This window comes from Escherichia sp. SCLE84 (assembly GCF_012584495.1).
Taxonomy (GTDB): domain Bacteria; phylum Pseudomonadota; class Gammaproteobacteria; order Enterobacterales; family Enterobacteriaceae; genus ECMA0423.
This window is the reverse complement of sequence record NZ_CP051430.1, coordinates 126419-138749: the sequence shown is the minus strand read 5'-3', so window position 1 is coordinate 138749 and position 12331 is coordinate 126419. Positions and strand designations below refer to the sequence as shown.

General features: G+C 46.4%; 9 protein-coding genes and 3 tRNA genes. 5 read left to right on the top strand and 7 right to left on the bottom strand.

The window, feature by feature from the left end; genetic code table 11:
* Nucleotides 1–130: 130 nt before the first annotated feature.
* A complete protein-coding gene (locus HGD79_RS00660) occupies nucleotides 131–1183 on the bottom strand; it encodes a glycosyltransferase family 9 protein (RefSeq protein ID WP_000477891.1) in 1053 nt (350 codons plus the stop codon).
* A gap of 314 nt (nucleotides 1184–1497) precedes the next feature.
* On the opposite strand from HGD79_RS00660, the gene shiA reads away from it, so the two are divergent.
* The 3 genes from shiA to HGD79_RS00645 all read left to right on the top strand — a co-directional run bounded on the left by shiA (nucleotide 1498) and on the right by HGD79_RS00645 (nucleotide 5429).
* Entirely contained in the window at nucleotides 1498–2814 is a 1317-nt protein-coding gene (shiA, locus tag HGD79_RS00655; protein ID WP_000378571.1) for a shikimate transporter, read from the top strand.
* A 101-nt stretch (nucleotides 2815–2915) separates the two neighbouring features.
* Nucleotides 2916–4370 (top strand): AMP nucleosidase, encoded by a 1455-nt coding sequence (amn, locus tag HGD79_RS00650; RefSeq protein WP_168848244.1) that lies wholly within the window; start codon nucleotides 2916–2918, stop codon nucleotides 4368–4370.
* A 342-nt stretch (nucleotides 4371–4712) separates the two neighbouring features.
* Nucleotides 4713–5429 (top strand): YebC/PmpR family DNA-binding transcriptional regulator, encoded by a 717-nt coding sequence (locus tag HGD79_RS00645; protein ID WP_000532923.1) that lies wholly within the window; start codon nucleotides 4713–4715, stop codon nucleotides 5427–5429.
* A gap of 451 nt (nucleotides 5430–5880) precedes the next feature.
* Here HGD79_RS00645 and HGD79_RS00640 read toward each other — a convergent pair.
* Both HGD79_RS00640 and yeeO read right to left on the bottom strand, forming a co-directional pair.
* Nucleotides 5881–5956 (bottom strand) — tRNA-Asn (locus HGD79_RS00640).
* A gap of 100 nt (nucleotides 5957–6056) precedes the next feature.
* Nucleotides 6057–7544 carry a toxic metabolite efflux MATE transporter YeeO gene (gene yeeO / locus HGD79_RS00635; RefSeq protein WP_023142104.1) on the bottom strand — a complete coding sequence of 496 codons (1488 nt, stop codon included), beginning with the start codon at nucleotides 7542–7544 and terminating at the stop codon, nucleotides 6057–6059.
* 160 nt (nucleotides 7545–7704) lie between these two features.
* On the opposite strand from yeeO, the gene HGD79_RS00630 reads away from it, so the two are divergent.
* A tRNA-Asn gene (locus HGD79_RS00630) sits at nucleotides 7705–7780 on the top strand.
* A 37-nt stretch (nucleotides 7781–7817) separates the two neighbouring features.
* On the opposite strand, the gene cbl is transcribed toward HGD79_RS00630, so the two are convergent.
* Nucleotides 7818–8768, bottom strand: a complete 951-nt coding sequence (gene cbl / locus HGD79_RS00625) for an HTH-type transcriptional regulator Cbl (RefSeq protein WP_001011030.1) — start codon at nucleotides 8766–8768, stop codon at nucleotides 7818–7820.
* Nucleotides 8769–8869: 101 nt separating this feature from the next.
* On the bottom strand, nucleotides 8870–9787 hold the full coding sequence (gene nac, locus HGD79_RS00620; protein ID WP_001011461.1) for a nitrogen assimilation transcriptional regulator NAC: 918 nt from the start codon (nucleotides 9785–9787) through the stop codon (nucleotides 8870–8872).
* 326 nt (nucleotides 9788–10113) lie between these two features.
* Here nac and HGD79_RS00615 point away from each other — a divergent pair.
* Nucleotides 10114–10189 (top strand) — tRNA-Asn (locus tag HGD79_RS00615).
* A 55-nt stretch (nucleotides 10190–10244) separates the two neighbouring features.
* Here HGD79_RS00615 and ldtA read toward each other — a convergent pair.
* Together ldtA and cobT are read right to left on the bottom strand one after the other, a co-directional pair.
* The gene (gene ldtA / locus HGD79_RS00610; RefSeq protein WP_021542152.1) at nucleotides 10245–11180 is read right to left on the bottom strand and encodes a L,D-transpeptidase; all 936 of its coding nucleotides are present in this window, start codon (nucleotides 11178–11180) and stop codon (nucleotides 10245–10247) included.
* Nucleotides 11181–11241: 61 nt separating this feature from the next.
* On the bottom strand, nucleotides 11242–12321 hold the full coding sequence (gene cobT / locus HGD79_RS00605) for a nicotinate-nucleotide--dimethylbenzimidazole phosphoribosyltransferase (protein WP_021542153.1): 1080 nt from the start codon (nucleotides 12319–12321) through the stop codon (nucleotides 11242–11244).
* Nucleotides 12322–12331: the final 10 nt, after the last annotated feature.

The window sequence follows — 12331 nt, the reverse complement described above, 5'->3', positions numbered from 1 at the left end:
TGACTATGATCGTATCCGGTGAGTACTGCTTTGATCCAAAGGCTGGTTTTCTGTGATGATTGACCAGCCTCAGAGTATTGATGACACCACCGTTCATAACAGATCGGCATTACTATGCATAAGTACTGTCTCATATTCTCGCCAAAACACTTTTTAATGCCTTTGCGAATTCATCCAGACTTATATTGTCAATTTTTTGCCCAACGACGACTGACTCCGAAACATCGGCCATTGCGGGCCATCGCGTTTTGTAATCAGCATAAATTGCAACAACGGGGGTATTATAGGCACTTGCCATATGTAATATTGAGGTGTCAGGAGTTATTGCGATATAAGCATCTTTTATGATTGCTGCTGAACGTTTAATCGAGGGTGATAAGGATAAACGGTAGACATTATTATAACAATCCACTAATACCCTGGCTTTATCTTCCCCTTTTGGTCCATGAACGATCACTATTGGTATATCTGTTTCACTTTGAATTTTTGCTATTAGATTTTCTGCAATCGATAGTGAAAATGTACGTTCCTGCGAGCTACCTTCTAAATTAAGCGCAATGTAAGATCCTAACGATCGCATTTCCTCGCGTACCTCATCGAGTACATCCTCACTTAGTGGCAATTCATATATTGGCCTGACTGCTGGAAAACCCGCCTCACGCATCATAAATGCCCATGTCATGGGTACGGGAGCCCGGAGATTCTGATCCATCCGGGACGCGTTCTTACACACAGGGGAATAGCACTTCATGGTTAAACCAACAACCTGAAAATTCGTTTTTGCTTTCAACTGACTGATAAATAACATCGTTTTCAGGTTCTTTTTACGCATCGCCTCTATACAAAGATCCGGCGTACCGTATTGCTGTGTTATGTTCTTCGCTAAATCTTTTATTTCTTTTAATGTTGCGTGATCCTGCATAGTCATTGTGACTAATGTTAATTTAGTCTGTTCAAGTTTGAGCGCATTAAAGACTTCTAAATTAATTGTCGACGTAACAATTAATAGATGCTTAATTTTATGCAATTCAAGCGCCCGAATAACAGGAAAGATGGCCATAGCATCGCCAATCTGATCGGGAATATGGATGACAACAAAGTCTGTTTTTTCAATATTGAAATTATAAGCTTTATAATCGTAGTAACTAAATGCAATACGTCTCAACAATGATGCTAAAAACATACCTAACCTCGCCTCCCTACTGGTTATAATGCAATGCAGTCTATCAGACTCATCAGGGTGCCATTTTGTGCATATGCGGACTTTTATGTTTCATATCTCGAACCTGTGGGTCCTCTGCTTAATCCTTAAACAACACCAGCAACTCCTGCGCTTTCATCTTCCAGCGAATTTTTCATGTTGCCGCTAATCAGCCATAAAATCATTTGCAGATGCGCTCTGTCGAGGTAGTCTCATAAGGTTCGTTTATAGATCGACGGCAATGTGAGTTACCTTTTCCATACTAATTATAAAAAGACAGTACAAACAGGATCATTATGGACTCCACGCTCATCTCCACTCGTCCCGATGAAGGGACGCTTTCGTTAAGTCGCGCCCGACGAGCTGCGTTAGGCAGCTTCGCTGGTGCCGTCGTCGACTGGTATGATTTTTTACTCTATGGCATCACCGCCGCACTGGTGTTTAATCGCGAGTTTTTCCCGCAAGTAAGCCCGGCGATGGGAACGCTCGCCGCATTTGCCACCTTTGGCGTCGGATTCCTTTTCCGTCCGCTCGGCGGTGTCATTTTCGGTCACTTTGGCGACCGACTGGGACGTAAGCGCATGTTAATGCTGACCGTCTGGATGATGGGCATCGCGACAGCCTTGATTGGTATTCTTCCTTCATTCTCGACCATTGGGTGGTGGGCACCTATTTTGCTGGTGACACTGCGTGCCATTCAGGGATTTGCCGTCGGCGGCGAATGGGGAGGCGCGGCGTTGCTTTCCGTTGAAAGTGCACCGAAAAATAAAAAAGCCTTTTACAGTAGCGGTGTACAAGTTGGCTACGGTGTAGGTTTACTGCTTTCAACCGGACTGGTTTCATTGATCAGTATGATGACGACTGACGAACAGTTTTTAAGCTGGGGCTGGCGCATTCCTTTCCTGTTTAGCATCGTACTGGTACTGGGAGCATTGTGGGTGCGCAATGGCATGGAGGAGTCCGCGGAATTTGAACAACAGCAACATTATCAAGCTGCCGCGAAAAAACGCATCCCGGTTATCGAAGCGCTGTTACGACATCCCGGTGCTTTCCTGAAGATTATTGCGCTACGACTGTGCGAATTGCTGACGATGTACATCGTTACTGCCTTTGCACTTAATTATTCAACCCAGAATATGGGGTTACCGCGCGAACTTTTCCTCAATATTGGTTTGCTGGTAGGTGGATTAAGCTGCTTGACAATTCCCTGTTTTGCCTGGCTTGCCGATCGTTTTGGTCGCCGCAGGGTTTATATCACAGGTGCGTTAATCGGAACGTTGAGCGCATTTCCTTTCTTTATGGCGCTTGAAGCACAATCTATTTTCTGGATAGTTTTCTTCTCCATAATGCTGGCAAACATTGCGCATGACATGGTGGTGTGTGTGCAACAACCGATGTTTACCGAAATGTTTGGTGCCAGTTATCGCTATAGTGGTGCTGGAGTCGGTTATCAGGTCGCCAGTGTGGTTGGCGGTGGATTTACACCTTTTATTGCCGCTGCACTCATCACTTACTTTGCCGGGAACTGGCATAGCGTCGCCATTTATTTGCTGGCTGGATGTCTGATTTCCGCAATGACCGCTTTGTTGATGAAAGACAATCAACGCGCTTGATAGTCTGGCGAAGATCATCCGATCTTCGCCTTACACTTTTGTTTCACATTCCTGTGACATACTATCGGATGTGCGGTAATTGTATGGAACAGGAGACACACATGAATAATAAGGGCTCCGGTCTGACCCCAGCTCAGGCACTGGATAAACTCGACGCGCTGTATGAGCAATCTGTAGTCGCATTACGCAACGCCATTGGCAACTATATTACAAGTGGCGAATTACCTGATGAAAACGCCCGCAAACAAGGTCTTTTTGTCTATCCATCACTGACCGTAACCTGGGACGGTAGCACAACCAATCCCCCCAAAACGCGCGCATTTGGTCGTTTTACTCACGCAGGCAGCTACACCACCACGATTACTCGCCCTACTCTCTTTCGTTCGTATCTTAATGAACAACTTACGTTGCTGTATCAGGATTATGGTGCGCATATCTCTGTGCAACCCTCGCAGCATGAAATCCCTTATCCTTATGTCATCGATGGCTCTGAATTGACACTTGATCGCTCAATGAGCGCTGGGTTAACTCGCTACTTCCCGACAACAGAACTGGCGCAAATTGGCGATGAAACTGCAGACGGCATTTATCATCCAACTGAATTCTCCCCCCTATCGCATTTTGATGCGCGCCGCGTCGATTTTTCCCTCGCACGGTTGCGCCATTATACCGGTACGCCAGTTGAACATTTTCAGCCGTTCGTCTTGTTTACCAACTACACACGTTATGTGGATGAATTCGTTCGTTGGGGATGCAGCCAGATCCTCGATCCTGATAGTCCCTACATTGCCCTTTCTTGTGCTGGCGGGAACTGGATCACCGCCGAAACCGAAGCGCCAGAAGAAGCCATTTCCGACCTTGCATGGAAAAAACATCAGATGCCAGCATGGCATTTAATTACCGCCGATGGTCAGGGTATTACTCTGGTGAATATTGGCGTGGGACCATCAAATGCTAAAACCATCTGCGATCATCTGGCAGTGCTACGCCCGGATGTCTGGTTGATGATTGGTCACTGTGGCGGATTACGTGAAAGTCAGGCCATTGGCGATTATGTACTTGCACACGCTTATTTACGCGATGACCACGTTCTTGATGCGGCTCTGCCGCCCGATATTCCTATTCCGAGCATTGCTGAAGTGCAACGTGCGCTTTATGACGCCACCAAGCTGGTGAGTGGCAGGCCCGGTGAGGAAGTCAAACAGCGGCTACGTACTGGTACTGTGGTAACCACAGATGACAGGAACTGGGAATTACGTTACTCAGCTTCTGCACTTCGTTTTAACTTAAGCCGGGCCGTAGCAATTGATATGGAAAGTGCAACCATTGCCGCGCAAGGATATCGTTTCCGCGTGCCATACGGGACACTACTGTGTGTTTCAGATAAACCGTTGCATGGCGAGATTAAACTTCCCGGTCAGGCTAACCGTTTTTATGAAGGCGCTATTTCCGAACACCTACAAATTGGCATTCGGGCGATCGATTTGCTGCGCGCAGAAGGCGACCGACTGCATTCACGTAAATTACGAACCTTTAATGAGCCGCCGTTCCGATAATAAGTTCTGAACCTTCTTATCAGAAATAGATGTGAAGGATTAAGTAAGACATCTGGCAAATAGCCTGCAATAAACGCGGGCTGTTTGCTTCCTTGGGCAAATGCGAGTTTCATTATCGTCTTAATGATTTCCGCATATTAAAAGCAAGTATGCTTTAAAAACATAATTATAAAAAATCCCGCCAACAACATTAGTATTTATAAAACAAAATATAAGATTATGGCTTTAGAATATTTTTATTTCTAATAGACGAGATTTTTCCTGTTATGATATAATATGCCGAATTAACACATGTTAACGATTTACCTGTAATGTAAATAAATTTTCGAGGAGATCATTCCAGTGGGACGTAAATGGGCCAATATTGTTGCTAAAAAAACGGCTAAAGACGGTGCAACGTCTAAAATTTATGCAAAATTCGGTGTAGAAATCTATGCTGCTGCCAAACAAGGTGAACCTGATCCAGAATTAAACACATCTTTAAAATTCGTTATTGAACGTGCAAAGCAGGCACAAGTTCCAAAGCACGTTATTGATAAAGCAATTGATAAAGCCAAAGGCGGCGGAGATGAAACGTTCGTGCAGGGACGTTATGAAGGCTTTGGTCCTAATGGCTCAATGATTATCGCCGAGACATTGACTTCAAATGTTAACCGTACGATTGCTAACGTTCGCACAATTTTCAATAAAAAAGGCGGCAATATCGGAGCGGCAGGTTCTGTCAGCTATATGTTTGACAATACGGGTGTGATTGTATTTAAAGGGACAGACCCTGACCATATTTTTGAAATTTTACTTGAAGCTGAAGTTGATGTTCGTGATGTGACTGAAGAAGAAGGTAACATTGTTATTTATACTGAACCTACTGACCTTCATAAAGGAATCGCGGCTCTAAAAGCAGCTGGAATCACTGAGTTCTCAACAACAGAATTAGAAATGATTGCTCAATCTGAAGTTGAGCTTTCCCCAGAAGATTTAGAAATCTTTGAAGGGCTTGTTGATGCCCTTGAAGATGACGACGATGTACAAAAAGTTTATCATAACGTCGCAAATCTCTAATTATCTTTTAAAGAAATCTGTCTTTACGGCAGATTTCTTTAATCTCATATAACCCTTATAAAAAATATAATGTTCAACTCGTCATATTGATTATAAAAAATCCCCGTTCCCAGAGAAATAATATTTATTAAAATTCCAGTTCTTCTTTTTCTGATTACAGAAGGCAAAGTGGCAATAACGCATAGTTTCCCGATAAAGACGCGATAGCGACATCCCGCATAAGGCATTTTTCTCTTTATCTTTGTACGGTACTTCATGGAACAGAGTTTTTGACCTTGCGAATCGTGATGTCTGTTGGGGGCAACTTGCTCACTGAAGCGTGAGACTCGATTAAGCGCACGAAACACAGAAATCAAAAAACCCGGTCACTTTTTTACAAGGTAACCGGGTAAAAATAATTTTTATTTTTTAACTGTTTTGAGACTCATAGAGATATCTCAAAACTAAAATTTGGCTCCTCTGACTGGACTCGAACCAGTGACATACGGATTAACAGTCCGCCGTTCTACCGACTGAACTACAGAGGAATCGTGAGAACGAGACGAATATTAGCGATGCCCACCCATAATGTCAAAGCCTGTTTTTTAAATTTGAAATCGTTTGCTGAAATAATCTGCATTTTGTCGTTTATTCCGACACAGCTGGCTTTTTTTCACACTTTTGCGGTTCGGATCGAGGGTATTTCCACAGCCAACGTCCAGTAACCATTCGCCAGTAAAACAGCACGGCCCGCACAGCCCAGTCGGCAAACATTCCCATCCAGACACCAACCACACCCCAGCCAAGCATGATGCCCAGCACATAACCGACGACAACCCGGCAACCCCACATGCTCAACATAGAAACCCACATGGCGTAACGGGCATCGCGAGCACCTTTAAATCCAGCGGGTAGCACCCATGAGGCGGACCAAATAGGCATAAATAAAGCATTTAGCCAAATCAGAATCACAACGACATGTTTAACCTGTGGATCCTGGGTGTAAAACGATGCCATAACCCCGGCAAAGGGAGCCGTTAGCCAGGCGATGGCCGTTAATCCAAGAGTGGAAAGCCAGAACACATGCCGCAACTGAATCTCTGCTTGCGCTATCTGCCCTACCCCCAACCTTCGGCCTGTAATGATCGTAGAAGCAGAGCCGAGCGCACTTCCGGGTAAGTTGATAAGAGCCGCAATTGAAAACGCGATAAAATTTCCGGCAATAACACTGGTCCCCATCCCGGCAACGAACATTTGGGTTAATAACCGACCACTGGTAAATAACACTGATTCGACACTCGCTGGAATACCAATCCCCATGACTTCCCAGATAATGCTAAAATTCAGCGGTTTAAAATAGCTCTTTAACGAAATCCTTAGCGCAGGATTAAAACCAATCGCCAGCACCCACAAAATTGCAACTGCGCCAATATAACGAGAAATGGTTAAACCCAACCCAGCCCCGACAAATCCCAGTCCCGGCCAGGAGAAAAGGCCGTAAATCAATATGCCGCTAATAATAATATTAAGAATATTCAGGCTACCGTTAATCAGTAGCGGTATTTTCGTATTCCCTGCACCACGAAGTGCCCCGCTACCAATCAAAGTGATGGCAGCTGCTGGATAACTGAGTGCCGTCAGCTCCAGATAAGTCAACGCCAGTGCTTTAACTTCTGTCGTGGCATCACCCGCGACGAAATCAATAATTTGTTCGCCAAAATGATGAATAAGCGTTGCCAACAGTACGGCAAACAACGTCATGATCACCAATGACTGCCGCGTCGCCACCCTCGCTCGTCGTCGATCCCGCTTACCGAGACTAAATGCCACAACGACAGTAGTACCAAGATCGATAGCAGCAAAAAAAGCCATAATGACCATATTGAAGCTGTCCGCCAATCCCACGCCGGCCATCGCATCTTTTCCCAGCCAGCTGACCAGAAAAGTGCTCAGGACACCCATCAACAGGACACAAGCATTCTCCATGAAGATAGGAACAGCAAGCGGGGTTATCTCGCGCCAGAACAACACTTTGTAGCTCTTGCGTTTAGCGTGCCAGCGAGTGCCGTGAACAACCTGGCGTAAAGCAGAGGAGATATTCAAAGCCGACCTTAATTGCAGAAAGTGAAACCACATTTCAAATAATGAGGGAGAATCAGCAAAGCTGCAAAGATTTTCGCCAACAAATTGTCTGCAAATGCAACAAACTGTTGATAGAAACGGCAAACAGTTGGGGAATTTAAAAATCGGGTTTGACAAAAGATTTTTCGCCGTTAAGATGTGCCTCAACAGCGATTCCTCTGTAGTTCAGTCGGTAGAACGGCGGACTGTTAATCCGTATGTCACTGGTTCGAGTCCAGTCAGAGGAGCCAAATTTCTGAAAAGCCCGCTTTTATAGCGGGCTTTTTGCTATATCTGATAATCAATTTCCTCTTCACTGTTTTCCATCACCTGCCGCTTGATATCCTCAACTGACAGTCCTGCATTACAAAGTTCCAGAAAGCGCCAGACATAGTTACGCTGAAGTTGTCCTCGCTTCAGTCCCAACCAGACAGTATTAGCATCGAAAAGATGCCGCGTATCCAGACGGATTAAATTCTCTTCCTCTTGTTCGCCGCTGGATTGTTCGGCAACTAATCCGATCCCAAGCCCAAGAGCAACATAGGTTTTAATGACATCAGAATCCTGCGCACTTAATACAATATCTGCCAGCAAACCTTTGCGGGCAAATGCGTCATCAATACGTGAGCGCCCCGTAATCCCCCGTCGGTAAGTGATTAACGGCCACTTCGCTATTGATTCCAGCGTCAATGGTGTAATTTGCGTTAAGGGATGATCGAGTGGAACAAGCAAACTATGGTGCCAACGAAACCACGGGAAGGCGACGAGCTGCGGGTCATTACTCAAACGCTCGCTGGCGATACCAATATCAGCTTCGCCATTTTGCAACAACGTCGCAATTTCCTGTGGCGTCCCCTGGATTAGCTCGAGCCGAACCTCCGGGAAAAGTTCGCGAAAAGCTTTAATGACCTCTGGCAAGCTATAACGTGCCTGAGTATGCGTCGTTGCAATAGTGAGAACGCCAGACGTATCGTTGGTAAACAGGTCTGCAAGCCGACGAACATTACTGGCTTCATTCAGAATACGTTCTGCAATGACCAGTAATGCTTTGCCCGGTTCAGTCATGCCCAGCAGTCGCTTACCCCGTCGAACAAATATTTCGATGCCAAGTTCATCCTCCAGTTCCCGAATATGACGGCTGACGCCTGACTGTGAGGTAAAAAGCATATTCGCAACCTCTGTCAGGTTGTAATCCTGACGTGCAGCCTCGCGGATTATCTTTAGTTGTTGGAAATTCACGGTAAACTCCGGGCAGTTCAGATTTCCCGTTATTGTTAAAGTCTAATGCCCGGCATAACAAATAATAAAAACCCGCATCTTATTCCATCCCGATATAACACTTAGCTCACCAATTGCCACTGCCTTTTTTCCATCACTGGAGAACTAATCACTGACATTAACAACTCTTTCACTGCCTGTGCCTGTGGCGATAAGTTCGCTCTGGCGGGTAAATTTAATGACAAAGAGAGACTCATGGAAGGAGTGGTAATGCGTGACATCCACCCATTTACTGCGCCACATAACGAACGCGCGGCCGATTCGGGTAATACTGCAACGCCCATGCCGCTGGCAATCGCTGCGGTAAGCGTGGCAATAGACTCAATTTCACCAATAACTTTTGCCGTGAGTCGCCGTAGGGAAAAAGCCTCATCAACACGAAGTCTAATAGCACTGTAATCACTGGGGAGAAAGAGGTTCATTTTCGCAATAGCATTCACATCAACGCTTTGCCCCGGGCAATCTTGAGTTCCTACCAGAAAAAGATCTTCTTTCAGCAAAGCCTGACTGGATACACCAGCCACAGGGGAATGCTCATAAATCACCGCCATATCGAGTTGGTGATTTATCAATTTTTCGTTAAGCACTGCACCACTATTTTCATGAAGATAGATAACGATCTCCGGAAATTCAGCGCGAACCGCCTGTAATAAGGGCATGGTGATGGATGACGCAGCGGTTCCTGGTGCAAAGCCAATCGAGACTTGCCCCGATAATGCCTGACCAACGTTATGCACCGCCAGTTGGGCCTGTTCACACTGACGTAAAATGGCCCGCGCATGGGTATAGAGAATTTTTCCGGCGTCTGTTGGCGTAACGCCCCGCTTTGTACGGATCAAAAGTTGTTGATTTAACTCACCTTCCAGTGTGGCAACCTGCTGGCTGAGCGCTGGTTGTGCGATATGCAATACTTCAGCAGCCTGGGTCAGGCTACCAATATCTACAATTTTTACGAAGTATTTCAGGCGTCTGAAGTTCATGTTGCCTCCGGTTTTTAAGAATCGGCCCAAGTGCCGCCATTACTTACAACCAGATTGCAAGATGCTTGCCAGTTTTATTTTGGCGTTGATGTACAAGCTAACCAACTGTCAAATAAGAGATTATGATAGATTCGTCATTTGCTCCTTTAATCAGCTGTCGCGTTCCCCTGCCCTATAAAAGGAGGGTATGCACCACGATGGTTCATTACCCAATAAGATTGAAAGCTCACCACTTTGTTGAAATTGACAGCAAACAAACAAAAAAATGCATTTCACCCTTTGACATCACCATGCACTGCCATTAATATGCGCCCCGTTCACACGATTCCTCTGTAGTTCAGTCGGTAGAACGGCGGACTGTTAATCCGTATGTCACTGGTTCGAGTCCAGTCAGAGGAGCCAAATTCAAAAAAGCCTGCTTTCTAGCAGGCTTTTTGCTTTCTAATTACCAACGCTCTTAAAACATCTGTCTTGAACCAGAACTAATTTGCACAGGCATTCCCGATCGACGTTGCAACGCAGCATTTGCGCGATTTACATCAACTTCTTGCCCGCTGATAAACGCCCGCAAAGATGGGGTTACCGGCAATGGCACTTTTCGGTCAGACTCATATTCTGCACGATTGCGCGACAACGGCTCATGAACTTCCAGCCAGTTCGAGCCATCTGGTTCAGTGGTGTATTTTACTGGCTGGTCGATAATTTGCACACGCGTCCCAACAGGAACATTATCAAACAGATATTTGATATCGTCATTGCGCAGACGAATACAGCCCTGACTTACCCGGAGCCCAATACCAAAATTGGCATTGGTACCATGGATGGCATACAACCTGCCAATATAAATCGCGTACAGCCCCATGGGATTATCGGGACCCGCAGGAACAAATGCGGGCAAACTCTCCCCTCGTTTCGCATATTCGCGCCGGGTGTTCGGCGTTGGTGTCCAGGTTGGAGCTTCTTGTTTACGTTCAACGGTAGTCACCCAGTTACGCGGGGTTTCTCGCCCAGCCTGGCCGATACCAATAGGAAAGACTTCCACAGTATTACTGTCTGGTGGGTAGTAATAAAGACGCATCTCAGCGACGTTAACCACAATCCCTTTACGAACAGTGGCGGGCAAAATCAGTTGCTGCGGAATGGTGAGTTGCGAGCCAGACTTCGGCAAGAAAACATCAGCGCCCGGGTTCGCTTCCAGCATGTTACTTAACCCTTGCCCGTATTGTGCGGCAAAAGTCTCCAGCGGCTGGGTATTGTGATCAGGAACAGTTACAGTAAACGACTGCCCCACTAAACGGCTACCCTCTGGAGGTAATGGATAAGTTACCGCCAGGCTAGTATGGCTGGCAAAAAGCAGAGCAAATGAGCAAAGAATATTTACACGACGCATCATGTCCCTTTCCTAAGTCGCGAAAGCTATCCGTTAAGTATAGCTTTTATCAGACTTTTCGTTTTTAACTGTTCAAATCAGAAGTCGTATTCCCCGGTAGAACAATATTACTGGCAGCAAGTTCGCCCATGTTGTTATATATCGCACAGGCAGCTTCGATGATGGGCATCGCCAGAGCTGCGCCACTCCCCTCACCTAAACGCATCTCCATATTGAGATAAGGCTCCAGCCCCAAATGCGACAGCGCTATACGCGCCCCTTTTTCTGCCGACAGGTGAGAAGGAATGAGATACGGTTTGATTGCAGGAGACATCTGGCAGGCTGCGAGCGCAGCAGCATAAGAAAGAAATCCATCCAGCAACACGGGTAAACCGCAGGAAGCAGCGCCTAACATCACGCCAGCCATTCCGACCAAATCAAATCCACCCACTTTTGCCAGGACATCAACGCCATCCTGCGGATTTGGTTGATTCAACGTAATCGCCCGGCGCACAACATCAATTTTATTAGCCAGTTTATCTGTCGGCAGGTTTGCGCCAATCCCAACCACTTCTTCAGGAGTTCGGCCAGTGATTGTGCTGACGATTGCCGCTGCCGGTGTCGTGTTTGCCATCCCCAGTTCACCTACACCAAACAGCGTGACACCGTTTTTTGCCAGCTCCCGCGTATAACATATGACGTCCAAAAGCAACTTTTCAGCCTGACGGCGACTCATTGCCGGAGCTGAAGCAATATTGCCACTACCTCGAGCAACACGCATGTTGATAAGCCCGGGGATAGGCTCAGCAGTATCAATACCAACATCAATTACGTGGACGTTAGCGCCCGCTTGTGCTGCCAGCACACACACGCCGGTTGTTCCGCGGGTCATATTTTCAGCCTGAATGGCTGTCACTTCTTTTGGGGAAATAGCGACCCCTTCCTCCCAGACGCCGTGATCGGCACACATGACCAGTACCGCTTTTTTGCCCACATGCGGAACGCCATTCAACCCCGGCATTCCTGCCAGTTGTATGGCAAGCGCCTCCAGCCTTCCCAGGCTACCAACAGGTTTGAGTAACCCGTCAATATGCCGTTGTGCACGCGACATCGCGGCAGGATCGATGGCAGGGATCGTATTCAGTAAATCGGCAAGTGTTTGCATGTTACGTCCC

Coding starts and splice junctions, on each gene's coding strand:
- HGD79_RS00660 (WP_000477891.1), bottom strand. CDS start 1,183: ATGTTTTTAGCATCATTGTTGAGACGTATTGCATTTAGTTACTACGAT.
- shiA (WP_000378571.1), top strand. CDS start 1,498: ATGGACTCCACGCTCATCTCCACTCGTCCCGATGAAGGGACGCTTTCG.
- amn (WP_168848244.1), top strand. CDS start 2,916: ATGAATAATAAGGGCTCCGGTCTGACCCCAGCTCAGGCACTGGATAAA.
- yeeO (WP_023142104.1), bottom strand. CDS start 7,544: ATGTGGTTTCACTTTCTGCAATTAAGGTCGGCTTTGAATATCTCCTCT.
- nac (WP_001011461.1), bottom strand. CDS start 9,787: ATGAACTTCAGACGCCTGAAATACTTCGTAAAAATTGTAGATATTGGT.
- ldtA (WP_021542152.1), bottom strand. CDS start 11,180: ATGATGCGTCGTGTAAATATTCTTTGCTCATTTGCTCTGCTTTTTGCC.
- cobT (WP_021542153.1), bottom strand. CDS start 12,321: ATGCAAACACTTGCCGATTTACTGAATACGATCCCTGCCATCGATCCT.